Raw genomic sequence first — 24,821 nt, 5'->3', positions numbered from 1 at the left:
GGGTATGCCTCCTGAATGAGCGGTAAGCGGTGCCAGCTACACGCAAACGGGGCGGCCAGTGGCCGCCCCGTCCAGCACGCCAGCGGTTACTGGGCGAGCTTCTTCTCGAGATAGTGGATATTGACCCCACCCTGCTGGAAGTGGCTGTCGCGCACCAGATCCTTGTGCAGGTCGATATTGGTCTTGATGCCTTCCACCAGCAGTTCGTCGAGGGCGATGCGCATACGCGTCAGGGCGATCTCACGGCTGGCGCCCCAGGTGATCAGCTTGCCGATCAGCGAGTCGTAGTGGGGCGGTACGGTATACCCGGTGTAGAGGTGCGAGTCCATGCGTACGCCGAGCCCGCCGGGGGCGTGGTAGAGCGTGACCTTGCCCGGCGAGGGCATGAAGGTGCGCGAATCCTCGGCGTTGATGCGGCATTCGAAGGCGTGGCCGTTGAGCTGCACGTCGTCCTGGGTGATCGACAGCGGCATGCCGGCGGCGATGCGCAGCTGCTCCTTGACGATGTCGACGCCGGTGACCATCTCGGTGACCGGATGCTCGACCTGGACGCGGGTGTTCATCTCGATGAAGAAGAACTGGCCGTTCTCGTAGAGGAACTCGAAGGTGCCAGCGCCGCGGTAGTTGATCGTCAGGCAGGCGTCGGTGCACGCCTTGAGTACGCGCGCGCGGGCCTCCTGATCGAGATGCGGCGCGGGGGCCTCCTCGAGGACCTTCTGGTGGCGGCGCTGCAGCGAGCAGTCGCGATCATAGAGATGCACGGCGTTGCCCTGGCCGTCGGCCAGCACCTGCACCTCGACATGGCGCGGTTGCTCGAGAAACTTCTCCATGTAGACGGTGCCGTCGCCGAATGCCGCGTTGGCCTCGTTCTGGGTCACGCTGATCGACGACAGCAGGTGCGCTTCGCTGTGCACCACGCGCATGCCGCGACCGCCGCCGCCGGCGGCGGCCTTGATGATCACCGGATAGCCGATGCGCCGGGCGATGGCCAGCGTCTGCTGGGGATCGTCGGGTACCGGCCCGTCGGAGCCGGGTACGGTGGGCACGCCGGCTTTCTTCATCGCCTCGATGGCGCTGACCTTGTCACCCATCAAGCGAATGGTCTCGGCGCGCGGCCCGATGAACACGAATCCGGAGCGCTCGACCTGTTCGGCGAAATTGGCGTTTTCGGATAGGAAGCCGTAGCCGGGGTGGATGGCGCTGGCGTCGGTGACCTCGGCGGCGCTGATCAGCGCCGGGATGTTGAGATAGGACTGCGCCGAGGAGGCCGGGCCGATGCACACCGCTTCATCGGCCAGGCGCACGTGCATCAGCTCGCGGTCGGCCTTGGAGTGGACCGCGACGGTCTTGATGCCCAGCTCCTTGCAGGCGCGCAGTATGCGCAGGGCGATCTCGCCGCGGTTGGCGATGAGTACCTTGTCCAACATGATAGTTGCGCCCCTTGGAGGTTAGCTGATGATGAGCATCGGCTGGTCGAACTCGACCGGTTCACCGTCCTCGACCAGAATGGCTTCAATGACGCCGTCCTGGTCGGCTTCGATCTGGTTCATCATCTTCATGGCCTCGACGATGCAGATGGCATCGCCTTTCTTGACGCTCTGGCCGACTTCGACGAACGGCTTGGCGCCCGGCGCCGAGGCGCGGTAGAAGGTGCCGACCATCGGCGAGGCCACCGCGTGGCCGCTATGCTGCGCCGGGGCGCTGCTCTCTTCGGCGCTGGCGGCGGGTGCCGGCTGAGGGGCGGCAGGCGGTGCGTAGCCGGTCGGCGGCATGGCGTACTGCGGCATGCTGTGCTGGTAAGCGGCGCCATTGGGGTGGCGGCTGATACGGACCGACTCTTCGCCTTCCTGAATTTCAATCTCGCTGATGTTGGACTCTTCCAGCAGCTCGATCAGCTTCTTGACCTTGCGAATATCCATGAATCTGTCTCGATCAGGGGTGGTGTACGTGGCCGGTCGGCGACGCTGTCAACCTTCGCCGACTCTGTCTAGATAACGACACGATGATGAAAAATATCGTGATATTGGCCGTTGAAAACAGTGTTCGAGGAGTGTGCCGAAAAAACTCAGGCTTGTCCAGCGCGCCACGGCGATGGCCGCCGAAGCCCGCTGTTGAACAGATGTTAGACGATGATCACGTCGTGGCGGCGTGCTGCTGCTCGAGCCAGCCGATCAGCTGCTCGAGGTGCTGGGCGAAGTCGCGGCGCCCCACCTCGCCGAGGATGCGCGCCTCGCGGATCTCGTGCTCGCCGTCGAAGAATAGCAGGCTGGGCGGCCCGAACAGGCCGAAGTGGTCGAGCAGCTCGCGGCTCGCATCGGTGGTCTCGGTGACATCGATCTGGATGCGCTGGAAGTTGGCCAGCTGGCCCGCCACGCTGGGGTAGACGTTGCGCTCCATCTGCTTGCAGGAGATGCACCAGTCGGCGGTGACGTCGACGAAGACCGGCCGGCCATCGCGGCTGGCATCGGCCAGCGCCAGTTGGAGATCCTCCAGCCGGGTCACGCTGACCGGCGTCGGCAGTTCGGCGCCGCCGCGTTCGGCCAGTACGCCCGGCGGCACGGCCAGCGGGCGCAGCGGGTCCTGGGCGCCACGCGCGGCGCCGATCACCAGCGCGATGCCCCAGATCAGCAGCATCAGCCCGGCGGCCTGGCGCAATTGCGGCCAGCCACGCGGGGCACCGAGGCGCAGCGCGCCGAGGGTCAGGGCGGTGCCGATGGCCAGCGCCGACCACAGCAGTAGTGCCACCGCGGGGGGGAGCAGGCGCTCGATCAGCCAGATCGCCACCCCCAGCAGCAGTATGCCGAAGGCGATCTTGACGCCGTTCATCCAGGCGCCGGTGCGCGGCATCAGGGTGGTGCCGAAGGTTCCCACCAGCAGCAGGGGAATGCCCATGCCCAGCGCCAGCGCCAGCAGCGCGGCCCCGCCCAGCAGGGCGTCGCCGGTGGTCGAGATGAACACCAGCGCACCGGCCAGCGGCGCCGATACGCAGGGCGATACCACCAGCACCGAGAGCGCGCCGGCGAGTGCCAGGCCGGGCGGTCCGCTGCGCTGGGCGTGCGCCTGCCAGGCGTCGATGCGCCCGGCCAGGGCGGGCGACAGGCGCAGATTGAAGGCCCCGAGCATGGCCAGTGCAAAGATCACGAACAGCGCACTGAAGCCGATCAGCACCGGCGCCGACTGCAGCCGTGCCTGGAGGTTGAGTCCGGCCCCGAACAGGCCCATCAGCACGCCGACCGCGGCGTAGGTAGCGGCCATGCCGGCCACATAGCTGGCCGAGAGCACGAAGGCGCGCCCGCGGCTGGGGTTCTGGCCAACGATGATCGATGACAGGATCGGTACCATCGGCAGCACGCAAGGGGTGAAGGTCAGGCCCAGCCCGGCGAGAAAGAACAGCCCCACCATCAGCAGTGGACTGGCCTCGGCCAGCAACGCATTGAAGCGGCCGTCGGCACTCTGCAGGCTGGGGGCGGCAGTCGTCGTGGTGGAAGGCTCGCTGCCGTCGGCCAGGGCATTGGCAAACACGCCTGGCGGTGAACCGGGCATCGCCTCGAGCGTGATACGTTCCGGCGGATAGCAGAGGCCGGCATCGGCGCAGCCCTGAAAGGTCAGGGCGAACGCCAGTGACTCGGGGCTGCCGTTCTCCAAGGGGATCTCCAGCACCACCGGCTGGTAGAAGACGTAGACGTCACCGAAGAACTCGTCGCTGTGCGCTTCCCCAGGAGGTATCAGCGGCTCACCCAGGGTCACGTCGTCATCGAGGCTCTCTATCTCGAAGCGGTGGCGATAAAGGTAGTAGTCGTCGGCGCTCTGCATGCCGACATAGAGGGTATCGTCATCCAGCCAGGCGCTGGCCTCGAAGGCTTCGTGAACGGGCAGGAAGTCGCGCCCCGAAGAGCCACCGGAGGAGAACCACTGCGCCTGGGCGAGGGCCGGCAGCAGCAGGAGCCAGGCGAGGGTGAGGCGGAGAGCGAGAGCGGCGACACGCGATGTCACAGGGTTTAATCCTTAACGCTGGGGCTGGCGGGGTCAATACGCCGCCAATCGAGACGCTGGCGCTACTGACAAGGCCCGATGGCGTTCGATGCGGCAACCACATGCTAGGATAACTCAATCGGGCGCTTGCGTTCATACGCTGCGGCCATTTGTCCCCTCTCATCAAGGAAGCACTGCCATGCCACTGCTGGGAAGACGCAAAGCCACCACCGATGCCCGCCATCGTGAGTTGGAGCGGCCCGACTATGGGTGGATCTGGAAGCCACTGCTGGCGTTGCTACTGCTTTATCTTCTGGTGACGCTGGCGTTGGGTATCTGGTGGAGTCGTGAGCCACCGCAGTTCGACGTCGAACTTGCCACCGCTGAGCAGCGTCAGGCCCTGGATGGCGACCAATCGGGTTTGCCGGGGGCGCGTGGCACGGTGATCACCGCCACCCTCAAGCAGGTCGTGGACACTCTGACAGATAAGCCCGGTGGCTATCTGCGCAACGATATCGCGCCGCCTGGGGTGTGGCTCGACAATATGCCCAACTGGGAGCTCGGGGTGCTGCGGCAGTCGCGTGATATGTCAGCGAGCGTGCTGAGGATGGCTGGTGGCGATGATGCCAATCTCGAGGAAGCTGAACGGCGTCTTCAGGTGGGCAGTCGCGACTGGCTCTATCCTGCGGCCGAGCAGCGTTTTGGTCAGGCCTCCGAGGTGCTGGCGGCCTACTTGAGTGAGCTGGGCGGTGAGGGCGCCGAGGGGCTCGCGCCGCAGGGCGAGCCATTGGCCGCTTGGCTGCTGCAGGTCGAGGCGCGTCTCGCCGACCTGACTCGGCGGTTGTCGGCCAGCATTGGCGAGCGTGACGCCAGTCGGCAACTGGGGATCGATGCCGACGAACGGCCGGAGACCACGCCCTGGTACCGCGTTGACGATATCTTCTTCGAAGCACGCGGCAGTGGCTGGGCACTGCTGCACTTCCTGCGTGGCGTGGAGCGCGACTACGCCGATCTTCTCCAGGCCGCCGAGGCGCGTGACGAGTGGCACCAACTGATCGCCGAACTGGAAATGACCCAGCGGAGGATCTGGAGCCCGGTGATTCTTAACGGCTCGGGGTTCGGGCTGTTCGCCAACCACTCGCTGGTGATGGCCAACTACACTGTGCGTGCCCGCGACCTGGCGGGGTCTTTGGCATCACGGCTTGCCGAGGTCGAGGTGGCCGAGGTGCATGCCGCCGAGGAGCAGCAGGCCGTCGAGCCGTTGGTAGATGAGGTGGTGGAAGACGACCGGGCCGCCAGTGAGGAGGCGACCTCTGATGAGATCGGCGATGAGTCTGATGACGACGAGGAGGTCGACGAGGCTCAGGAGGCGGGGCCAGAGGCTGACGAAGGTGAGTCGACACAGTAGCGCGCAGTGGATTAAATGCCAGCGGGCCGCCCATGGGTGGCCCGCTGGCGTTGCAAGGCTGTGCGTGTATCAGGCCTTAGTATAGGCCGCGGCAGCTTTCTCGATCGCCGCACGGGCGGCATCGGCGCCTTCCCAGGACTCGACCTTGACCCACTTGCCTTTCTCGAGATCCTTGTAGTTCTCGAAGAAGTGGGCAATCTGTTGACGCAGCAGTTCGGGTAGATCAGTGACTTCCTGTACGTCGTCGTAGAGGGCGGACAGTTTCTGGTGCGGCACGCATACCAGCTTGGCGTCTTCGCCGGCCTCGTCGGTCATGTTGAGTACACCCACCGGCCGTGCGCGGATCACGCTGCCTGGCTGGACCGGGTAGGGGGTGACCACCAGCGCGTCGAGGGCGTCGCCGTCGTCGGCCAGGGTGTCGGGAATGAAGCCGTAGTTGGCCGGGTAGAACATCGGCGTGGCCATGAAGCGGTCGACCAGCAGCGCATCCATGTCCTTGTCGATTTCGTACTTGATGGGTGCGTGGTTGGCGGGTATCTCGATCGCCACGTAGATGTCGTTGGGGAGATCCTTGCCGGCGGGAATCTTGTCGAAACTCATGCTGCAGTCCTTTATCAACGTAGGGGAAATGCGGAGTGCTGGCGCAGGCCAGGACACTGGCATTTATTGCAATGCGGCGAATTATACGAAGAGCCTTCGACGATTACCAATGCTGGGCTTTCTCCTTTGGTTGACAAGTGCTTGTCGCATAAGCGGTGTATGATGGAGAGCGCTGGCGCCAGTGCGGCGTTCAGACGACCAATGAGGTGTCATGGGAGGAGCAGTGGGTTCTGAATTGTCGCTGAGCATCGGCCAGGCTTTCGTCGCCCCTGATCGCCGCCATCACCGTAGTTCCATGTCGGTACGCGTGCCCGCCGAGCGCACCCTGCTCGAGGCCAAGGGGGCTAGCGCGCTGATCAGCGACTCCAGTTCGCGCAATGCCATTGCCAAGCAGGCCGGCGACCTCAGCGTGCGCGGCTTTCTTGCCGACTACTACTCGACTCCCGACCACTGGGACGTCAAGACCTCGGCGACCCGAGTACTGCGCGCGCTCAACGGTTGGTGCTACAGCCAGAGTGGGCATGTTCAGAACGGCAGCTACATGGCCTCGCTGTCGGCGATGGTCTATCGCGGTCGCGACGGGCATCTCTTCCACATGGGCGATACCTTGGTGTTTCGCCTGCGCGGCGCCGAGTTCGAGCAGCTCTCGCGTGACCATGTCACCGACCTTGGCGGCTATCGCTACCCGTCACGGGCGCTGGGGCTGGATGGCAATATCGACATTGACTACGTCTCGGTGCCGCTCAAGCAGGGTGATATCTTTCTTTTTACCACCCAAGCGGTGCGTGGCACGCTGATGCCCTCGGACTATGTGCAGTTGATCCGTGCCGATGCCAGCGACCTCAACGCCGCCTGCGAGCGCCTGGCCGAGGCCGCCACCAGTCGTGCACAGTCGCGCGGCTATGGCGGCGAGCCATTCTGTTTCCAACTGGTGCGTATCGACCACTTGCCCGAAGCCGAGCGCGACCATCCTGGGCGTCTCTACGGTGACCTGCCAGTGCCCCCCGAGCTCAGCCCCGGGGAGCGCCTCGACGGCCTCGAGGTGCGGGAGGTGTTGTCGCGCACCGCTCAGTCGCGGGTCTACCGTGTGCGCGACACCTACACCGAGCGTGAGATGGTGATGAAGGCGCCGAGCCCCGAGCTCTCCAGCCTCAACTCCTATCTGGAGCACTTCCTGCTTCAGCAGTGGGTAGTGGAGCGCGTCAACTCGCCGTTCGTGGCGCGGGTCATGGAGTCATCGCGGCCGCGCCGCTACCTCTATTACCTGATGGCCTACATCGACGGCGAACGGCTCTCTGACTGGTCACGGCGCCACCCCCAGGCCAGCCTGGCTCAGCGTCTGGATATCGCCCGCCAACTGGGCAAGGCGGTACAGGCATTGCACCGGCGGGATCTGCTGCATCAGCAGATCCATCCCGACAACATCCTCATCGATCGCCACGGTCAGGTGGTGCTGGCGGACTTCAGCGCCTGCCGGCTGCGCGAGGGCGATGGCCACAAGCACTCCCGCGAGCTGGCTCGGCAGCTCGGCCTGACCGAGCACAGTGCGCCGGAATATGCCCTCGACACCGACGTGGGGCGGCGTAGCGATCAGTATGCGCTGGCCTCGACGGTCTACTGGCTGCTCACCGGCGTGCTGCCCTATGCGCTTCCCCCGCATGAGCTGCGCAGCCATACCGATCTCGAGCAGCTGGCCTATCGCAGCGCACGCACTCACAATCCGGAAATCAGCCCGGCGCTGGATGAAGCGCTGCGCCGCGCACTCGACCCGCAGCGGGCGCTGCGCTTCCGGCGGCTGTCGGAGTTCCTCTATGCGCTGCGCGACCCTGCCGGAGAGCGCCGTGAGCGCACCAGCCACCGGCTGCTCAAGGAGCCGGTCAACTTCTGGCAGGGCGTGGCGGGTATCCTGCTGCTGCTGCTGGTGCTGTCATGGCTGCTGCGCTGAGGGTGGTTGCCAACCCCATCGCGACTGAAGTCGCTCCTACATTTGCCTTGGCACAATGCCCATGTGGGAGCGGTTTCAACCGCGATGCAGCGCGCAGCGCTGCCGAATATGCCGTGTTACAGCGTAAACGTCGCCAGCTTGCGCTCGACCTTTGCCAGTTTGAGATGGGCGACCTTGGGCAGGCCGTTTTCGAACGGCGGGAAGTCTTCGCCCTGGATCAGCGGCGACAGGTACTGACGGCACGCCTCAGTGATGCCGAAGCCATCCTCGCGAATGAAATCACGTGGCATGAACTTCTCGCGATTGGCGACCTCGGCCAGCGGCGCGGCCTCGATGCGCCACTCGTAGGGGTGATCGGAGACACGCTTGATCGCCGGCATCATGGCATTCTTGCCTTCCAAGGCCAGCTCGACGGCCTTCTTGCCTACCGCATAGGCCTGATCGACGTCGGTCTTCGACGCCAGATGGCGCGCGGCGCGCTGCAGATAGTCGGCGACCGCCCAGTGGTATTTGTAGCCCAGGTCCTGCTTGACCATGCCGGCCAGGGTCGGCGCCACGCCGCCCAGCTGGCGGTGACCGAAGGCGTCGGTATTGCCGGAGTCGGCGAGGAAGGTGCCGTCTTCGTAGCGCGCACCCTCGGATACCACGATCACGCAGTAACCATACTTCTTGACCGCTTCATCCACGCGCTTCATCACCGCGGCGCGATTGAAGTGAATCTCGGGAAAGATCACCAGGTGCGGCGGTTCGCCTTCGCCCTTGCCAGCAAGCGCGCCCGCAGCGGCGATCCAGCCGGCGTGACGACCCATCACCTCGAGCACGAAGACCTTGGTCGAGGTTGCGCACATCGAGGCGATATCCAGCGAGGCCTCTTGGGTAGAGGTGGCGATATACTTGGCCACGCTGCCGAATCCCGGCGAGTTATCGGTGATCGGCAGGTCGTTGTCTACGGTCTTGGGTACGTGGATGGCGGTCAGCGGGTAGCCGAGTTTCTCGGAGAGCTGCGAGACCTTGAGGCAGGTGTCGGCGCTGTCGCCGCCACCGTTATAGAAGAAGTAGCGGATGTCGTGGGCCTTGAAGACCTCGATCAGCCGCTCGTACTGGGTGCGGTGGGTCTCGATGTCCTTGAGCTTGTAGCGACACGAGCCGAAGGCGCCGCCCGGGGTGTGGCGCAGTGCGGCGATGGCGTCGTCCGACTCCTGGGATACATCGATGAGGTCTTCGGTCAGGGCGCCGATGATGCCGTTGTGGCCTGCGTATACCTTGCCGATCCGGTCGGACTCGCGGCGGCAAGCTTCGATCACCCCGCAGGCACTGGCGTTGATGACGGCGGTGACGCCACCGGATTGGGCATAGAAGGCGTTGTGCTGGGCCATGGAGTTGCGTCGCTCCTGATCTGTCGAGTCGTCGAAGGGTGTAGGAAGTGGTCGAACATCTTAGTCGAAAGTGACGGGAGCTGCATCCTGTTACTTTATGTTAACAAACGGTCGTGGCGTTGGGGTGGGGCTGTGGTGGCGGCTCGGGCAGCGTGCTAGTCTCGCAGCGACTGTGGCAGGAGGCACGCGATGCACGTTCATGTTGTTGGAATCTGTGGCACTTTCATGGGCAGCCTGGCGCTGCTGGCCCGCGAACTCGGCCATCGCGTCAGCGGCTCGGATGCCAATGTCTATCCGCCGATGAGCACCCAGCTGGCCGAGGCCGGCATCGCCCTCAGCGAGGGTTTCGCCGCGGCAAACCTCACGCCGCGCCCGGACCTGGTGGTGGTGGGCAATGCGCTGTCGCGGGGCAACCCCGAGGTCGAGGCGGTGCTCGATGAGGGGCTGCCCTATGTCTCCGGGCCCCAGTGGCTGGCCGAGCAGGTGCTGCCCGGGCGCCCGGTCATCGCCATTGCCGGCACCCACGGCAAGACTACCACCGCGAGCCTCACCGCCTGGCTGCTCGACGCCGCCGGCCTTCAGCCGGGCTTCTTGATCGGCGGGGTGCCGCGCAATTTCGGCGTCTCCGCGCGACTCGGAGGTGAGGGGGCGCCGTTCGTGGTCGAGGCCGATGAGTACGATACCGCCTTCTTCGACAAGCGCTCCAAGTTCGTTCACTACCGTCCGCTGGTTGCGGTGCTGGGTAACCTGGAGTTCGATCACGCCGATATCTTTCCCGACCTGGCCGCCATCGAGCGCCAGTTCCACCACCTGGTGCGCACCGTGCCGGGCCGTGGCCAGCTGCTGGTCGGCGACGACCAGCCGGCGCTCGAGCGGGTCCTGGAGCAGGGCTGCTGGACGCCGGTGGCGCGCCTGGGGCGTGAGCAGGCGAGCGACTGGCGGATCGAGCTGGAACGCGACGACGCGTCGCGCTTTCGGGTCATCCAGCGCCACAACGACGGTGGGGAAGAGGATGCAGTGGTCGACTGGGCGCTCAACGGCGAGTACAACGCCCGCAATGCGCTGGCCGCGCTGGCCGCGGCGCATGCCTTTGGCGTCGACCTGGCGCGTGGCTGCGCGGCGCTGGCGCGCTTCGAGAACCCGCGTCGGCGTCAGGAGGTCCGCGGCGAGATCGCGCATATCCAGGTCATCGACGATTTCGCTCACCACCCCACGGCGATTGCCGCCACCCTCGGCGGGCTGCGCGCCGCGACCCCCAAGGGGCGGCTGCTGGCGGTGATCGAGCCGCGCTCCAACACCATGCGCCTGGGCACGCTGCGCAGCCGGCTGGCGGCGAGCGTCAACGATGCCGACGCGGTGTGGTGGTACCAGCCGCCGGGGCTCGACTGGTCGCTGGACGAGGTGCTCGCCGAGTGTCGGCCACCGACCCAGCTCGCCGATGATCTCGATGCCCTGGTGGCGGCGGTAGTCGCCGAGGCGCGACCGCTGGATCGTATCGTGGTGATGTCCAACGGCGGTTTCGGCGGTATCCACGACAAGCTGCTGGCGGCACTGGAGGTGGCGCATGGCGAATGACTTCAAGCCCCCGGTCACGGTGGCGCTGACCGGTGCCTCCGGCGCCCAGTACGGCCTGCGTCTGATCGAGTGCCTGGTGGCCGCCGACCACGAGGTGTGGGTAATGATCTCCAAGGCCGCGCACCTGGTGATCGACACCGAGACCGAGATCTCGCTCCCGGCGCGTCCCGAGCGGCTGGTCGAAGCGCTTGGCGAGATGAGCGGCGCACGCACGGGGCAGATCCGCTGCTTCGCCCGCGAGGACTGGATGGCGCCGGTGGCCTCGGGTTCCGGTGCGCCGGCCTCGATGGTGATCTGCCCCTGTTCTACCGGCACCCTGTCGGCGGTGGCCACCGGGGCCAGCAACAACCTGATCGAGCGCGCCGCCGACGTGGCCCTCAAGGAGCGCCGCCAGCTTATCCTGGTGCCCCGCGAGACGCCGTTCTCGGCGATTCATCTCGAGCACATGCTGAGCCTGACGCGCATGGGGGCGGTGATCCTGCCCGCGGCGCCGGGCTTCTATCACCAGCCATCGAGCATCGACGATCTGATCGACTTCATCGTGGCGAGGATTCTCAACCAGCTGGGCATCGAGCACCGGCTGATGCCGCGCTGGGGCGAGTCGCCGGCTGGTGACAAGTGATCGTCACCTGACGGTCATCGCGCGAGTGGCACTCTATCTATCAAGCGTTGGGCATTTACCTTCACGGAGGTTGGCGTGATCAAGCTGTCGCTGCTGTCGGTGTTCGTGCCGACCTTCTTCATGGTCTCGTTGACCCCGGGCATGTGCATGACCCTGGCGATGATCCTCGGCATGACCCAGGGGGTCAAACGCACCCTGTGGATGATGCTCGGCGAGCTTGCCGGCGTGGCGCTGGTGGCGGTTGCCGCCGGCGCCGGGGTGGCGGCCTTGATGTTGCGCCAGCCGGAGCTGTTTGCGCTGTTCAAGTGGGTCGGTGGCGCCTACCTGGCCTACCTCGGGGTCATGATGTGGCGCTCCCGGGGGCGCATGGCGATTCCCCTGGAGAGCGTCGAGCTGCCGCGCGCCACGCGTACCCAGCTGGCCATGCAGGGCTTCGTCACCGCGGTGGCCAATCCCAAGGGCTGGGCCTTCTTCGTCGCGCTGCTGCCGCCGTTCCTCGACGCCAGCCTGGCGCTGGGGCCACAGCTGGCGGCGCTGGTGGCGGTGATCCTGCTCATCGAGTTCATCTGCCTGCTGCTCTACGCCGGCGGCGGCCGCACGGCGCGCAAGCTGCTCGGCGAGAGCGGAAACGTACGGCTGCTCAACCGCATCGCCGGGTCGATGATGGTGGGGGTCGGCGTCTGGCTCGCGTTAGGCTAGCAACCAGCTCAGGTGGGTGGCAGCCAGGCCAGGCGCATGGCCAGCAGCACCAGCGAGGCCGCGGCCAGGCTGATCCAGGGGGCCGGGGCCAGCGAGCGGTGGGCGAAACGGTGATAGCTGATGCGCACCAGTGCGCAGACCACCAGCCCCAGCAGCGCACCGCCGATCAGGTCGCTGGCCCAGTGCACGCCCAGCGTCAGGCGTGAAAGCGCCATCGGCACTGCCAGCACGATCGCCACCCAGTAGGCCCACACGCGGTGGCGTGACGGCAGTTCCTGGGCGACAAAGGCGGCCGCCAGGCCGAACAGCACCACGGCGGTGGAGGCGTGGGCGCTGGGATAGGCCAGCGAGCCGGCCAGGTACTCCGGGAAGTCCGGTCGCTCGCGCCCGGCCAGCTGCTTGAAGAGGGTGTTGGCCACGGCGATCCCGCCGAGGCCGGCGCTGAGGTGCAGGAAGGCCGAGAAGTGTCGCGCCCACAGCAGCCATAGCCCCCAGGGCAGGAACAGCGCCAGTACACCGTAGGTGTCGCCGGTACGGGCCATCAGCTCGCTGGCGGTGGCGACCCAGGCCATGTCGAGTGCCGCGGCCATGCCCTGGATCTGGATGTCCATCACCATCGGCCCCTGGTGGTCGAGCACGATCAGCGTCCAGGTGCATAGCGCCGTCAGCGACACGACCAGCAGGCACAGCGAACCCAGCGGGAACTCGCCGCGTGGCCGCCGGGCGCGCAGGCGCATCCACAGCCGGCGTCGCCAGGCCGCGCCGCGGGCCAGCCGTGCGAAGGCGAAGTAGACGCGGCCGCCGCGGGCCAACTGGTGACGCAGCCACGAAAAAACCAGCGCCAATACCGCGATCACCGCCGCCAGGGCCAGTAGCCACTGCTGGGTGCCGGGGGGAATGTCGAGTAGCTGCTGCCAGGTGCGGCCCAGCAGGTAGCCGGGCAGCACATAGGCCGGTGCCCACAGCAGCGCCGACAGCAGTGAAGCCCACAAGAACGCGAGCGGCGACATGTGCAGCATGCCGGCAATCATCGGGATCACCGGGCGCACCGGTCCGACGAAGCGGGCAAAGATCACCGACAGGGTGCCGTAGCGTTGAAAGAAGCGCGCGCCGCGGGCCAGCCACTCCGGATGACGATAGAACGGCCACAGTCGCGGCACGCGCTCGCGCTGGGTATGGCCAAGCGCGAAGCTCAGGCCGTCGCCGACCAGGGCGCCGAGAAAGGCGGCCAGCAGCACCAGGGGGATCGCCAGGTCCTGGTGGCCGGCCAGCGAGGCGGCCGCGGTCATCAGCAGCACGCCGGGCATGATCAGGCCGACCACGGCCAGGCACTCGAGTAGCGCAATCACGGCGATGATCAGCAGCAGCAGGGCGGGGGATGGGGTCAACTGGTAGAGCCAGTCGGCAATATTCAAGACGCGGACTCCGTCAGCGCGTGCCCCCTGCGCAGGAGGCGTTGTTCGAAGGCCAGCCAGCGTTCGCTGGGCTGCGGGGTGCACACTGCGATGCGTGCGGTGAGTGGCCCGGTCTCAGCCAGGACACAGCGCTCCAGCGCTGCCAGCAGGCGGTTGCGGACCATCAGGGCGCCGTTGTCTCCGGTATCCGGCAGTACCAGCCAGAACAGGTTGCCCTCGGCGCGGCCGAGGCTGTCATGGCTGCGGCAGGTATGGTGCGCCACCTGGCAGAAACGTTGCAACATGTGGCGGTAGAGGCGCTGGCCGAACTGCTCGCCGGCCATCTCGAGCTGCGGCAGATAGATGACCAGCACGCTAAGGCGCCGCTCGAGTGCCTGGGAGCGCGCCAGCTCGCTCTGCAGGGTCTCCTCGAGTGCGCTGGGCGTCAGCGCCTCGCACTGCGGATCGTTGGGGTCGGTGGCGCGCAGCAGGGCGTGGTGGCGCAGTTGCTCCCAGGGAGCCAGGGTGCAAAGGGCTACCAGTGTCAGGTAGCTGAGGGTGGCCTGTCGCAGGCTCATCTCGATGTCCATCAACAGCAGCCAGAGCGGGGCCAGCAGCAGGTTGAGCACCAGCGCCGGGCCCAGCGGCAGCAGCAGCAGCGCCAGCACCGGCGGCAGCCCCAGCCACAGGTCGGCGACCCGTTCGAGCCGTATCAGCTCCACGGTCAGCAGCAGGTAGCCGGTGCTGATCAGCATGTAGGAGGCCATGCGCTGGGCGAGATGATTGGCAAGGCGTACCACCGCCGCCGCCAGCAGCAGCAGGGCGCCGATACTGGGCAGCAGGATGTAGTCGTAGTGGCCCATCAGGTAGTGCCAGCCGGCCTGGGCGGCGGCAAACAGGGCCGTCAGCAGGTAGACCAGCACGAACAGCCGCGACGGTGAAGGCTCGAGGCGTGGCGTCATGGGCAGGCCTCGTCGTGTACCAGCGGGGCCTTCTGCTCAGCGAGCGCCTCGCGCGCCTCCTCGAGGCGCTCGCTGTCGCTCAGTGGCAGGGTGCGGGCACGCAGGTCTCGCTGGGGCAGCATGCTCAGCAGGGCCTGGCAGCGCTGGCGAACCGCGGCGGGATCGCGGCCCACCAGGGTGATCGCCAGGGTGCGTCGGTCGAGGCGGTAGCAGTGTTCGAAAGAGTGGCTGGCCTCGGCCAGGCGCTGCGCCAGCCGCCAGCAGCGGTACCCGGCACTGCGGACCAGCAGCAGTTCACCGTGCAACGGGTCGCGCTCGCTGCGGGTGCGCTCGCGGGCCAGCGACTCCTCGAGGCGCTGGGCCGACCACAGGCGCAGGCCCGGGATCAGCCGCTGGCGCTGGCTGACCCGCTGCCACAGCGGGCGCAGCTGCACGGCATGGGCGGCCCCGGCCAGCATCAGCAGAGCCAGCGCCGCGCCGCTGATGTTGGCCTCGGCGCGGGGCAGCGTGGCGGCCACCTGCCACCAGGCGAATGCGGCCAGGGTCACGTTGAGGGCCATCATCCAGCGCGGCTGGGGCAGCATCATCAGAATCGCGAAGGCCCACATCCACACCCCGAAGGAGTCCGGGTCGAGTGTCAGCAGGCTTGCCAGCAGCAGGCTCGGCACCAGCTGCCAGGGCATGCGCGCCGGCCAGTACAGGCGGTGCTGCAGAAGGGCGGCGGTGGCCAGTAGCCACAGTGCCGTGATCCATAGCAGCGGTTGCACCGCGCCGAGATCCAGCGTGACGGCCATTGTCGCGCAGAGCACGGCGCCGGCCAGCAGGGTGAGGCGAAAACCGCGGACTTTGTACATGCTCTCCATGGTGCCTTATATTGGTCTGCTTCGCTGTATCATGAGCCTTTTCAGCCTGTCGGTCATCGCCGCCGTACACCCTTATATCAGGAGTTTCGCCAGGGCATGTCACACCATACCGCTGCCATCACCGATGTCGTTGCCTACATGGATCAGTTGGGTCAGCAGGCCCGTGCCGCCAGCGTCACGCTACGGCGTCTCGATACCGCGCGCAAGAATGCCGCCCTGTTGGCCACCGCGGCCCAGCTCGAGCAGGCACGACCGCGGCTGCTGGCGGCCAATGCGGCTGATCTGGTGCGGGGTCGCGAGAACGGCCTGGATGCGGCGCTGCTCGACCGCCTGGCGCTGACCGATGCACGTATCGACGCCATGATCGAAGGCCTTCACCAGGTCGCCGCACTGCCCGATCCGGTGGGCGAGGTGGACGGCCTGCGCTACCGGCCCAGCGGCATTCAGGTCGGGCAGATGCGCGTACCGCTGGGCGTGATCGGCATCATCTACGAATCGCGCCCCAACGTCACCGTCGAGGCGGCCGGCCTGTGCCTCAAGTCGGGCAATGCCTGCATTCTGCGCGGTGGCTCCGAGGCGCGCGACAGCAATGCTGCCATCGCTGCCTGCCTGCAGGCGGGGCTGGCCGAGGCCGGGGTGCCCGAGGCCGCGGTGCAGGTCGTGGCCACCACCGATCGCGCCGCGGTCGGGCGGCTCATCGCCATGCCCGAGTACGTCGATGTGATCATTCCGCGTGGCGGCAAGTCGCTGATCGAACGCATTACCCGCGAGGCGCGGGTGCCGGTGATCAAGCATCTCGACGGCGTCTGCCATGTCTATATCGATGCCACGGCCGACCACGACAAGGCGCTGGCTATCGCGCTCAATGCCAAGACCCACCGCTACGGCACCTGCAACACCATGGAGACGCTGCTGGTGGATGCACCGCTGGCCGCCGAGCTGCTGCCGCGGCTCGCCTCCGCCTACGCCGAGCATCATGTCGAACTGCGTGGCTGTCCGCGGACCCGCGAGATCCTGCCCCAGGCCGTCGCGGCCACCGAGGAGGACTGGCACGCCGAGTACCTGGCGCCGGTACTGGCGATCCGTGTGGTTGATGGTATCGACGCGGCCATGGCGCATATCGACCGCTACGGTTCGCAGCATACCGACGCCATCGTCACCGAGCAGTACGCCCTGGCACGCCGTTTCATGGCCGAGGTCGACTCCAGCTCGGTGATCGTCAACGCCTCGACGCGCTTTGCCGACGGTTTCGAGTACGGTCTCGGCGCCGAGATCGGCATCTCCACCGACAAGCTGCATGCGCGGGGCCCCGTGGGGCTCGAGGGGCTGACCACCCGCAAGTACGTGGTGTTCGGGGATGGGCATATCCGTGAGTGAAACCGTGCGGGTGGCGATGCTCGGCGGCACCTTCGATCCGGTGCACCTTGGGCACCTGCGCAGCGCCGTGGAGCTGGTCGATGCGCTCGGCCTGGACCGGGTGCATATGATTCCCGCCCATCAGCCGCCGCTGCGCGAGGCGCCTGGGGTGCCCAGCCATGAGCGCCTGACGCTGCTGCAGCACGGCATCGGCGACACGCCGCGGCTGGTTGCCGACGACCGCGAGATCCGCCGCGACGGCCCCTCCTACTCCGCCGACACCCTGGCTAGCCTGCGCGCAGAGTACGGCGAGTCGGCGCGGCTGGTGATGGCGCTGGGCCACGACGCCTTCCTCAAGCTGGCCGACTGGCATCAGCCGCAGCGGCTGTTCGAGCTGGCGCATCTGGTGGTCATCGCGCGGCCCGATCATCACCAGCCGCTGCCGCACACGCTTGGCGAACTGGTTGCCGGCCGCGAGGTCGATGACCCGGCGGCGCTTTTTGCCACACCGGCCGGCGGGCTGCTGCGGCTCTCGCTGCCCACGCGCATGGCGATCTCTGCGACCGAGGTGCGCCAGCGCCTGTGCCACGGCGGTTCGGTACGCTATCTGCTACCCGAGGCGGTGGAGCGGCGCATCATGGCACTGGGCCTCTACCGCCACGAGCGGTAGAATGGTGGGTCAATGACCGTGATTTCCGCTACGCACCAGGAGCCCCACGCACACTATGCAGATTGACGACCTCAAGACACTGGTGATCGATGCCCTCGAGTCCCTAAAGGGCCAGGATATCGCCACCCTCGACGTGTCGCGCCTGACCAGCGTGACGGACCTGATGGTGGTGACCAGCGGTACCTCGACGCGGCATGTCTCGGCGCTGGCCAATCGCGTGGTGGAAACCGCCAAGGAGCACGGCCTGCAGCCGCTGGGTGTCGAAGGGCAGGCCGGCTCCGACTGGGTGCTGGTGGATCTCGGCGAACTGGTGGTGCATGTGATGCTGGTCGAGACCCGGCGCCTCTACGACCTCGAACGGCTGTGGTCGGACCTGCCCAGCGACGGCGAGGCCGAGGTGCGCGGGGAGCGTGTGTGAAGCTCAAGCTGTTGGCGGTAGGCACCAAGATGCCGGGCTGGGTGGAGCAGGGCGTCGGCGAGTATCGCAAGCGCCTGCCGCGTGACTTCAGCCTCGAGGTGATCGAGATTGCCCCCGGCGCGCGCGGCAAGAACGCCGATATCGCCCGCGCCGTGGCCAGCGAAGGCGAGCGCATGCGCGAGCGGCTCAAGGGCAACGAGCAACTGGTGGCGCTGGAGGTCGGCGGCAAGCCCTGGAGCACCGAGCAGCTCGCCGAGCAGGCCGCCGACTGGCGCCTCGCCGGGCGCGACGTGGCGCTGCTGGTGGGCGGTCCCGACGGTATCGAGCCGGGGCTCTCGGCGAGTGCCGACCAGCGCTGGTCGCTGTCGCCGCTGACTCTGCCGCATCCGCTGGTGCGCATCCTGCTCGCCGAACAGCTGTATCGCGCCTGGACGCTGCTGGTAGGGCATCCCTACCACCGTTGAGGTGTTTCTTGTTTCAACTCTCGAGTTCGCTCCATGCGTGATCGTCGCCATGTACTCAAGAACACGCATCAGGAAGTGCGTATTTTCCGACTGCGCTCGCTGCTGGCGCTATTGGTGGTGGTGGCGCTGACCGCGACGCTGATGGGCCGCCTTGCCTACCTGCAGGTGACCCAGCACGAGGTCTACATCACCCGTTCGGAGAAGAATCGCGTGCGGGTCGAGCCACTGCCGCCGACCCGCGGGTTGATCTATGACCGCAACGGCCAACTGCTGGCCGAGAATCGCCCCACCTACAACCTGATGCTGGTGCGCGAGCGCGTCGAGGACCTCGACGCCACCCTCAACCTGCTGGTGGAGTTGCTGGCGCTACCAGAGGAGGGCGTCGAGGCGTTTCGCGAGCGTTCGCGACAGCGCACTCGGCCGTTCCAGCCAGCGCTGCTGATGAGTGATCTTGAGGAGGAGCAGATCGCCCACCTGGCACTCAATCGCCACCGCCTGCCAGGGGTCGAGGTCGAGGCGCAGCTGCTGCGCTACTATCCGGATGCCCAGATGCTGTCCCACGCGCTGGGCTACGTGGGGCGTATCAATGCCGAGGAGTTGGCGACCCTCGATCCGGGCAACTACGCCGGCACCCACTTCATCGGCAAGACCGGCGTCGAGCGCTTCTACGAGGATGTGCTGCACGGTCAGGCCGGGCTGCGCAAGGTCGAGACCAATGCCCGCGGCCGGGTGCTGCGCGAGCTGGGGCGCACCGACCCGGTGCCGGGCGAGAACTTGACCCTTACCATCGACCGCGACATGCAGAAGCTGGCCTATGAGCTGCTCGACGGCCGGCGCGGCTCGATCGTCGCCATCGAGCCGGCCAGCGGCGAGATCCTGGCCATGGTCTCGGCGCCGGGATTCGACAGCAACCGCTTCGTCACCGGCATCGACGTCGCCTCCTATCAGGCGCTGCAGGACGATCTCGACCTGCCGCTGTTCAACCGCGCGATCCGCGGCCAGTACCCGCCGGGCTCGACCGTCAAGCCGTTTCTGGCCATCGCCGGGCTCGCCGAAGGGGTGATCACGCCCAATCGAGTGATCAACGACCCCGGCTATTTCCAGCTCCCTGGCGATACGCGCCGCTATCGCAACTGGCTGCGCTGGGGCCACGGCCGGGTCGACATGGAGCGCTCCATCGAGGTCTCCAACAACACCTACTACTACACCCTGGCCCATGAGATGGGGATCGATCGCCTGCATGAGCACATGACCAACTTCGGCTTCGGCCAGCGGGTCGGTCACGACGTGTTCGGCGAGAGCGCTGCGCTGATGCCGTCACGGGAGTGGAAGCGCGGTCGCTTCAATCAGCCCTGGTATCCCGGCGAAACCATTTCGGTGGGTATCGGCCAGGGCTACTGGCAGGTAACCCCGCTGCAGCTGGCGGCCGCAACCGCGGTGCTGGCCAACCGCGGCAAGTGGGTCAAGCCGCGTATGGCCAAGCGCATCGGCGACCACGAGCAGGGGGCCGTGCTGCCCGAGACCCTGAGTGACATCGTGCTCGACAGCGAGGAGTGGTGGGATCGGGTCTTCTCGGGTGCCGAGAAGGTGCTCAGCGGCAGCGAAGGCACCGCGCGGCGTACCGGGGTCGATCTCGACTACCGCATGGGCGGCAAGTCGGGTACCGCCCAGGTGTTCTCGCTGGGCCAGGACCAGCGCTACGATGCCGATGAGCTCGCCGAGCGGCTGCGCGATCACGCCCTGTTCGTCGCTTATGCGCCGATCGAGGATCCGCAGATTGCGGTGTCGGTGATCGTCGAGAACGCCGGTGGCGGCAGCACCCATGCGGCTCATCTGGCGCGGGCGATGAGCGATGCCTGGCTGCTCGACGACGAAGCGCTGGACGTCGAGGAGCTGCGCGAAGAGATGGAAAACGACGACGCCAGCGTGGCGGGTAACTGATGCTCAGGAAAGGACGCTGACGATGCTCGGTGATATTACCCGGGGCCTGCGAGGCTATCCGGTACGCCCTCCAGAAAGCGGCATGTCGCGCCGCAAGAGCGTGTGGACCAAGCTGCGCATCGACCCCTGGATCATGCTGCTGCTGCTGGTGCTGATGAGTGCCGGCCTGCTGGTGCTCTACAGTGCCAGCGGCCAGCGCCTGGAAACGGTGATCGCCCAGGCGACCCGCTTTGGGCTGGGGTTGGTGGTGCTGATGGTATTGGCGCGGCTGTCACCCACCACGCTGCTGCGCTGGGCGCCGCTGCTGTACGGCGCGGCGCTGGCGATGCTGGTCGCGGTTGAGGTGATGGGCGACATGGGCATGGGGGCGCAGCGCTGGCTGGTCATTCCCGGGGTGGTGCGCTTCCAGCCCTCCGAGTTGATGAAGCTGGCGATGCCGATGATGCTCGCCGCCTATCTATGTCGCCGTGAGCTGCCGCCAAGATGGATCGACCTGCTGGTGTGTGGCCTGATCATGGTGGTGCCGGTCATGCTGATCGCGCGCCAGCCAGACCTCGGCACCTCGCTGCTGGTGATCTGTGCCGCAGTATTCGTGATCCTGCTGGCCGGGCTGTCGTGGCGCTTCATCGCCTTTCTGGTGGTGCTGGCCGGCGCGGCGCTGCCGCTGCTGTGGATCAACATGCACAACTATCAGCGCCAGCGGGTGCTGACCTTTCTCAACCCCGAGAGCGATCCGCTGGGCGCAGGCTGGAACATCATCCAGTCGACCACCGCCATCGGCAGCGGCGGGCTGGTGGGAAAGGGCTGGTTGCAGGGTACCCAGTCGCAGCTCGAGTTTCTCCCCGAGCGACATACCGACTTCATCGTCGCGGTGCTCGGCGAGGAGTTTGGCCTGATCGGTATGCTGGTGGTGCTGACGCTCTATCTGCTGATCATCATCCGCGGGCTGTGGCTGGCCAACGCTGCACAGGACTGTTTTGGCCGCCTGCTGGCGGGCAGTATCGTGCTGACGTTCTTCATTTATGTCTTCGTCAACGTGGGCATGGTCAGCGGTATTCTACCGGTCGTCGGCGTGCCCTTGCCGCTGGTCAGCTATGGTGGCACCTCCAGCGTGACCTTGATGGCCGGTTTCGGTATTCTCATGTCGATTCATGCCCACCGCCGCCTGCTGCCACGCTGAGGCGGTGTTCCAGCGAAAGATTCAGCAAGGAGCTGCCCGACCGATGACGGTGTCTGCAATTCAGGGAAGGGGCGCGCGCAGCGTGCTGGCCGCAGTGGGGTTGTCACTGATGGCGTCGGCGAGCCTGGCCGACGATTTCGACCCGACGTCCGATGACGCGGTCGCTGCGCTGGTTGAACAGCTCGGCGAGCAGGGCGTGCCGCGCGACTGGGCCGAGGCGGCCATGCGCCAGGCCGACTTCAGTCAGGACGTGCTCGACGCCATGGAGGGCGCCGCCGAGCGCCGCCTGCGCTGGGACGAGTACCGCGAGATCTTCCTTCAGCGCGACCGTATCCTGCAGGGCGCGGCCTTCATTGATGCCCATCAGGATGCCTTCGACCGCGCCGAGGCCGAATATGGCGTGCCGCCGGAGGTGATCGCCGCGATCATCGGTGTCGAGACCAAGTACGGCCAGTTCACCGGTCGTCACCGCGTGCTCGACTCGCTGTCGACCTTGGCCTTCCACCATCCCAGCCGCCATCGCTTCTTCCACGGCGAGCTGGCCGCGTTTCTCGAAATCGCCTATGAGGAGGGCGTGGAACCCGGCTCGCTGTACGGTTCCTATGCCGGGGCCATGGGCTATCCGCAGTTCATCCCCACCAGCTACCGCGCCTATGCGGTGGACTTCGATGGCGACGACATCCGCGACCTTTGGACCAACCCGGTGGACGCTATCGGCAGCGTCGGCAACTACTTTGCCGAGCACCGCTGGCGCGCCGGTGAGGCCATCTTGAGCGAGGCCAGCGGCCCCGACAGCCTGCCCGACGGCATCGAGTTCAACGCCACGCGTCCTCCCTATGCGGGCCTTGACGAGCTTGCCGCGGCGGGCGTCGAGCCGGAGCGCGACGCCGATGCTCCGCAGCAGGTGATTCCGCTGGCGTTCGATTTCCTGCGCGACGACGACAGTCAGGAAGTGGGCTATCACTACCGCCTCGGGCATCACAATTTTTACGTGATCACTCGCTACAATCACAGCCATCTGTATGCCATGGCGGTCACCGAGCTGGCCGAACGCATTGCCGAGGCCTATGAGGAGGGTGCATGGGCTCAGCACGACAGCTGATTCGCACGGCCGGCGCACTGGCTGCGCTGCTGATGGTGGCGGGCTGTGCCAGCAATGGGGGCGGTACCCAGCGGGCTGGCGACGGCGGCGCTGCCAGCTCGGCACAGAACGAGGCCACCAGCACCGCCAGCGGGCGCTATGCGATGAGTCGCGATGCCTACCCCGACTTGCCACCGGATGTGTCCAACGTGCCGGATGCCGAGCCGCGGGTCGAGCCACGCTCGCGGGGCGGCAACCGATCCACCTACGAGGTGTGGGGCAAGACCTACCAGGTGCTCTCGGACGAGGTGGGCTACAGCAACGAGGGCGTTGCCTCCTGGTACGGCGAGAAGTTCCACGGCTACGCCACCGCCAACGGCGAGATCTACGATATGTACATGATGACCGCCGCGCACCGCTCGCTGCCGCTGCCCAGCTTCGTCAAGGTGACCAGCGTCGACAACGGCCGCTCGGTGATCGTGCGGGTCAACGATCGCGGGCCTTTCCATGACAATCGCGAGATCGATCTCTCCTATGCGGCGGCGGCAAGGCTGGATATCCTGGGCCGCGGCACCGGCCGGGTGCGCGTCGAGGCCATCGATCCGGTGGCCTGGCAGCAGAATCGCGGCAACGGCGAGCGGCAGGTGGCCGAGGTGCAGCGCCAGGCCCGCGATGGCGCCGAGCAGGTGGCTGCGCCAGCGGCACAGGTCTCGCCGCCCAGGGAAGTCGCTGCCTCCGACAACGGGGCGTCGCAGGCCGGCGGGGTCTTCCTGCAGGTTGCGGCCCTCGGCTCGGCGAGCAACGCCGAGGCGCTCAAGTCGCGGCTGCAGAGCGAACTCAACCAGCCGGTGCGGGTGGCCAGCGATGCCAGCGTGCATCGCGTCCAGGTCGGGCCGGTGAGCGATGCCAGCCGGGTCGAGCCGCTACGCGACGAACTGCGCCGCGCGGGGTTCGAGCAGACCCTGGTGATCAATGACTGACCCGAAGCGGGTCGTGAATCTTGTGACGTTTCTTCTTTGAGAGTGGGTGTAATGAAAGTGTTTGCCTTGTTGTCCGGTTTGCGTCGCTCGATGCTCCCGCTGGCTGCCGCCGGCCTGACCAGCCTGGGGGTGATGACCCTGGGTGTGTCGGCCCAGGCCCAGCAGCCCAGCCCGCAGACCATGATTCCCTCGCCGCCGCAGCTGGCGGCCAAGTCGTGGTTCCTGATGGATGCCGATAGCGGCGAGGTGCTGGTCGAGCATAACGCCGACGAGCGCCTGCCACCGGCCAGCCTGACCAAGCTGATGACCGCCTATCTGGTGGAGCGCGAGCTCGATCGCGGCAACATCAACATGGATGACATGGTGCGGGTCAGCGAGAATGCCTGGCGCACCGGCGGATCGAAGATGTTCATCGAGGTCGATACCGAGGTATCGATCCGCGATCTGCTCTACGGCATCGTCATCGCCTCGGGCAACGATGCCAGCGTCGCCGTGGCCGAGCACCTGGCCGGCGGCGAGCAGCCGTTCGCCGACCTGATGAACCAGCACGCCCAGCGCCTGGGTCTGCACAACACCAGCTTCGCCAATGCCACCGGCCTGCCTGACCCCGAGCAGTACTCCTCGGCGCGCGACATGGCGCTGCTGTCGCAGTACATCATCAACGACTACCCCGAGCACTACGCGATCTACGCCGAGCGCTACTTCGACTACAACGACATTCGTCAGCCCAATCGCAACCGCCTGCTGTGGCGCGATGCCACCGTCGACGGCCTCAAGACCGGCTGGACCACCGAGGCCGGCTACGGCCTGGTGGCCTCGGCCAAGCGCGACGACATGCGCCTGATCTCGGTGGTGATGGGCACCAGTTCCGAAGAAGCCCGCGCCCAGGAAACCCAGAAGCTGTTCAGCTACGGCTTCCGCTACTTCGAGACCCTCAACCTCTATGAGGCGGGCTCGGTGCTCGAAACGCCGCGTATCTGGGGCGGTGCCGAGAACCAGGTGCGCGTGGGTGTCGACAACGACGTCAGGATGACCGTGCCGCGCGGCCGCAGCGATGAGCTCACCGCACGTCTCAACCTGCGCGGCGATATCACCGCGCCGGTAGCAGCCGGCGACCAGCTCGGCACGCTCGAGGTCAAGCTCGGCGACGAGGTGCTCGGCGAACGCCCGCTGGTGGCCCTGGAGAACGTCGAACAGGGCGGGATCTTCAAGCGTGTCTTCGACATGGTGCGCCAGTTCATCAGCGGGCTGTTTGGCTAACCGATGGCCTAGCGCTGCAGTCTTGCACCGGGCCGCCGCTTGCGGCGGCCTTGGT

22 protein-coding genes are annotated in these 24,821 nt (G+C 66.6%); 14 read left to right on the top strand and 8 right to left on the bottom strand.

Annotated elements, in window-relative coordinates; translation table 11 throughout:
* Positions 1 to 86: 86 nt before the first annotated feature.
* The 3 genes from accC to dsbD all read right to left on the bottom strand — a co-directional run bounded on the left by accC (position 87) and on the right by dsbD (position 3,993).
* Complete coding sequence (gene accC, locus QC821_RS18710; protein WP_309724575.1) at positions 87 to 1,427, bottom strand: acetyl-CoA carboxylase biotin carboxylase subunit; 1,341 nt, start codon at positions 1,425 to 1,427, stop codon at positions 87 to 89.
* 21 nt (positions 1,428 to 1,448) lie between these two features.
* Positions 1,449 to 1,919: an acetyl-CoA carboxylase biotin carboxyl carrier protein gene (gene accB / locus QC821_RS18705; RefSeq protein ID WP_309724573.1), complete on the bottom strand. Its 471-nt coding sequence runs from the start codon at positions 1,917 to 1,919 to the stop codon at positions 1,449 to 1,451.
* Positions 1,920 to 2,133: 214 nt separating this feature from the next.
* Entirely contained in the window at positions 2,134 to 3,993 is a 1,860-nt protein-coding gene (dsbD, locus tag QC821_RS18700; RefSeq protein WP_309724571.1) for a protein-disulfide reductase DsbD, read from the bottom strand.
* A gap of 178 nt (positions 3,994 to 4,171) precedes the next feature.
* Between dsbD and QC821_RS18695 the strand changes: the two genes are divergently transcribed.
* Complete coding sequence (locus QC821_RS18695) at positions 4,172 to 5,380, top strand: DUF2333 family protein (protein WP_309724569.1); 1,209 nt, start codon at positions 4,172 to 4,174, stop codon at positions 5,378 to 5,380.
* 69 nt (positions 5,381 to 5,449) lie between these two features.
* Here QC821_RS18695 and ppa read toward each other — a convergent pair whose 3' ends face one another.
* Positions 5,450 to 5,980 (bottom strand): inorganic diphosphatase, encoded by a 531-nt coding sequence (gene ppa / locus QC821_RS18690; protein WP_309724568.1) that lies wholly within the window; start codon positions 5,978 to 5,980, stop codon positions 5,450 to 5,452.
* 211 nt (positions 5,981 to 6,191) lie between these two features.
* Here ppa and QC821_RS18685 point away from each other — a divergent pair, with 211 nt between their 5' ends.
* Positions 6,192 to 7,925, top strand: coding sequence for a protein kinase domain-containing protein (locus QC821_RS18685; protein WP_309724566.1), 1,734 nt, complete (start codon positions 6,192 to 6,194; stop codon positions 7,923 to 7,925).
* Positions 7,926 to 8,041: 116 nt separating this feature from the next.
* Here the strand turns inward: QC821_RS18685 and QC821_RS18680 are convergent, their stop codons facing one another.
* Positions 8,042 to 9,301, bottom strand: coding sequence for a 6-phosphofructokinase (locus QC821_RS18680; protein ID WP_309724564.1), 1,260 nt, complete (start codon positions 9,299 to 9,301; stop codon positions 8,042 to 8,044).
* Positions 9,302 to 9,490: 189 nt separating this feature from the next.
* Here QC821_RS18680 and mpl point away from each other — a divergent pair, with 189 nt between their 5' ends.
* From mpl to QC821_RS18665, 3 genes are all read left to right on the top strand, one after another.
* Positions 9,491 to 10,876, top strand: coding sequence for a UDP-N-acetylmuramate:L-alanyl-gamma-D-glutamyl-meso-diaminopimelate ligase (mpl, locus tag QC821_RS18675; protein WP_309724562.1), 1,386 nt, complete (start codon positions 9,491 to 9,493; stop codon positions 10,874 to 10,876).
* Entirely contained in the window at positions 10,866 to 11,498 is a 633-nt protein-coding gene (locus QC821_RS18670) for a flavin prenyltransferase UbiX (protein WP_309724560.1), read from the top strand. Before mpl ends, QC821_RS18670 begins: the two co-directional genes overlap by 11 nt.
* Positions 11,499 to 11,618: 120 nt before the next feature.
* Positions 11,619 to 12,197, top strand: a complete 579-nt coding sequence (locus QC821_RS18665) for a LysE family translocator (protein WP_422720129.1) — start codon at positions 11,619 to 11,621, stop codon at positions 12,195 to 12,197.
* An 8-nt stretch (positions 12,198 to 12,205) separates the two neighbouring features.
* Here the strand turns inward: QC821_RS18665 and QC821_RS18660 are convergent, their stop codons facing one another.
* Genes QC821_RS18660 through QC821_RS18650 form a run of 3 tightly spaced genes read right to left on the bottom strand, consistent with a single transcriptional unit; the run spans position 12,206 to position 15,407 of the window.
* A complete protein-coding gene (locus QC821_RS18660; protein WP_309724557.1) occupies positions 12,206 to 13,612 on the bottom strand; it encodes a bifunctional DedA family/phosphatase PAP2 family protein in 1,407 nt (468 codons plus the stop codon).
* Positions 13,609 to 14,553, bottom strand: coding sequence for a diguanylate cyclase domain-containing protein (locus tag QC821_RS18655; RefSeq protein WP_309724555.1), 945 nt, complete (start codon positions 14,551 to 14,553; stop codon positions 13,609 to 13,611). The genes QC821_RS18660 and QC821_RS18655 overlap by 4 nt, the downstream gene beginning before the upstream one ends.
* Positions 14,550 to 15,407, bottom strand: a complete 858-nt coding sequence (locus QC821_RS18650; RefSeq protein WP_309724553.1) for a hypothetical protein — start codon at positions 15,405 to 15,407, stop codon at positions 14,550 to 14,552. Before QC821_RS18650 ends, QC821_RS18655 begins: the two co-directional genes overlap by 4 nt.
* Before the next feature lie 105 nt (positions 15,408 to 15,512).
* Between QC821_RS18650 and QC821_RS18645 the strand changes: the two genes are divergently transcribed.
* The 9 genes from QC821_RS18645 to QC821_RS18605 are packed head-to-tail and all read left to right on the top strand — an operon-like array spanning position 15,513 to position 24,766.
* Positions 15,513 to 16,793, top strand: coding sequence for a glutamate-5-semialdehyde dehydrogenase (locus QC821_RS18645; protein WP_309724551.1), 1,281 nt, complete (start codon positions 15,513 to 15,515; stop codon positions 16,791 to 16,793).
* Complete coding sequence (gene nadD / locus QC821_RS18640) at positions 16,774 to 17,442, top strand: nicotinate-nucleotide adenylyltransferase (protein WP_309724549.1); 669 nt, start codon at positions 16,774 to 16,776, stop codon at positions 17,440 to 17,442. Before QC821_RS18645 ends, nadD begins: the two co-directional genes overlap by 20 nt.
* A gap of 55 nt (positions 17,443 to 17,497) precedes the next feature.
* A complete protein-coding gene (gene rsfS / locus QC821_RS18635; RefSeq protein WP_309724547.1) occupies positions 17,498 to 17,860 on the top strand; it encodes a ribosome silencing factor in 363 nt (120 codons plus the stop codon).
* Positions 17,857 to 18,324, top strand: a complete 468-nt coding sequence (gene rlmH / locus QC821_RS18630; protein WP_309724545.1) for a 23S rRNA (pseudouridine(1915)-N(3))-methyltransferase RlmH — start codon at positions 17,857 to 17,859, stop codon at positions 18,322 to 18,324. Before rsfS ends, rlmH begins: the two co-directional genes overlap by 4 nt.
* Before the next feature lie 33 nt (positions 18,325 to 18,357).
* Complete coding sequence (mrdA, locus tag QC821_RS18625; protein ID WP_309724543.1) at positions 18,358 to 20,265, top strand: penicillin-binding protein 2; 1,908 nt, start codon at positions 18,358 to 18,360, stop codon at positions 20,263 to 20,265.
* A 22-nt stretch (positions 20,266 to 20,287) separates the two neighbouring features.
* The gene (rodA, locus tag QC821_RS18620; protein ID WP_309724541.1) at positions 20,288 to 21,445 is read left to right on the top strand and encodes a rod shape-determining protein RodA; all 1,158 of its coding nucleotides are present in this window, start codon (positions 20,288 to 20,290) and stop codon (positions 21,443 to 21,445) included.
* A 43-nt stretch (positions 21,446 to 21,488) separates the two neighbouring features.
* The gene (gene mltB / locus QC821_RS18615) at positions 21,489 to 22,547 is read left to right on the top strand and encodes a lytic murein transglycosylase B (protein WP_309724539.1); all 1,059 of its coding nucleotides are present in this window, start codon (positions 21,489 to 21,491) and stop codon (positions 22,545 to 22,547) included.
* Positions 22,526 to 23,506 (top strand): septal ring lytic transglycosylase RlpA family protein, encoded by a 981-nt coding sequence (locus QC821_RS18610; protein WP_309724537.1) that lies wholly within the window; start codon positions 22,526 to 22,528, stop codon positions 23,504 to 23,506. Before mltB ends, QC821_RS18610 begins: the two co-directional genes overlap by 22 nt.
* Positions 23,507 to 23,557: 51 nt before the next feature.
* A complete protein-coding gene (locus QC821_RS18605; protein WP_422720128.1) occupies positions 23,558 to 24,766 on the top strand; it encodes a D-alanyl-D-alanine carboxypeptidase family protein in 1,209 nt (402 codons plus the stop codon).
* Positions 24,767 to 24,821 lie beyond the last annotated feature (55 nt).

It is taken from the genome of Franzmannia qiaohouensis, assembly GCF_031451695.1.
GTDB lineage: Bacteria > Pseudomonadota > Gammaproteobacteria > Pseudomonadales > Halomonadaceae > Franzmannia > Franzmannia qiaohouensis.
The sequence above is the reverse complement of the archived record's forward strand: the minus strand, read 5'-3'. Positions and strand labels throughout refer to the sequence as shown.

Bases quoted from the DNA above. Each gene is read 5' to 3' on its own strand.
- accB (WP_309724573.1), bottom strand. From the start codon at position 1,919: ATGGATATTCGCAAGGTCAAGAAGCTGATCGAGCTGCTGGAAGAGTCC.
- QC821_RS18680 (WP_309724564.1), bottom strand. From the start codon at position 9,301: ATGGCCCAGCACAACGCCTTCTATGCCCAATCCGGTGGCGTCACCGCC.
- accC (WP_309724575.1), bottom strand. From the start codon at position 1,427: ATGTTGGACAAGGTACTCATCGCCAACCGCGGCGAGATCGCCCTGCGC.
- QC821_RS18610 (WP_309724537.1), top strand. From the start codon at position 22,526: ATGGGCTCAGCACGACAGCTGATTCGCACGGCCGGCGCACTGGCTGCG.
- mltB (WP_309724539.1), top strand. From the start codon at position 21,489: ATGACGGTGTCTGCAATTCAGGGAAGGGGCGCGCGCAGCGTGCTGGCC.
- rodA (WP_309724541.1), top strand. From the start codon at position 20,288: ATGCTCGGTGATATTACCCGGGGCCTGCGAGGCTATCCGGTACGCCCT.
- QC821_RS18655 (WP_309724555.1), bottom strand. From the start codon at position 14,553: ATGACGCCACGCCTCGAGCCTTCACCGTCGCGGCTGTTCGTGCTGGTC.
- nadD (WP_309724549.1), top strand. From the start codon at position 16,774: ATGGGCATATCCGTGAGTGAAACCGTGCGGGTGGCGATGCTCGGCGGC.
- QC821_RS18695 (WP_309724569.1), top strand. From the start codon at position 4,172: ATGCCACTGCTGGGAAGACGCAAAGCCACCACCGATGCCCGCCATCGT.
- QC821_RS18650 (WP_309724553.1), bottom strand. From the start codon at position 15,407: ATGTACAAAGTCCGCGGTTTTCGCCTCACCCTGCTGGCCGGCGCCGTG.
- QC821_RS18670 (WP_309724560.1), top strand. From the start codon at position 10,866: ATGGCGAATGACTTCAAGCCCCCGGTCACGGTGGCGCTGACCGGTGCC.
- QC821_RS18645 (WP_309724551.1), top strand. From the start codon at position 15,513: ATGTCACACCATACCGCTGCCATCACCGATGTCGTTGCCTACATGGAT.
- rsfS (WP_309724547.1), top strand. From the start codon at position 17,498: ATGCAGATTGACGACCTCAAGACACTGGTGATCGATGCCCTCGAGTCC.
- QC821_RS18605 (WP_422720128.1), top strand. From the start codon at position 23,558: ATGAAAGTGTTTGCCTTGTTGTCCGGTTTGCGTCGCTCGATGCTCCCG.
- QC821_RS18685 (WP_309724566.1), top strand. From the start codon at position 6,192: ATGGGAGGAGCAGTGGGTTCTGAATTGTCGCTGAGCATCGGCCAGGCT.
- mpl (WP_309724562.1), top strand. From the start codon at position 9,491: ATGCACGTTCATGTTGTTGGAATCTGTGGCACTTTCATGGGCAGCCTG.
- mrdA (WP_309724543.1), top strand. From the start codon at position 18,358: ATGCGTGATCGTCGCCATGTACTCAAGAACACGCATCAGGAAGTGCGT.
- QC821_RS18665 (WP_422720129.1), top strand. From the start codon at position 11,619: ATGGTCTCGTTGACCCCGGGCATGTGCATGACCCTGGCGATGATCCTC.
- ppa (WP_309724568.1), bottom strand. From the start codon at position 5,980: ATGAGTTTCGACAAGATTCCCGCCGGCAAGGATCTCCCCAACGACATC.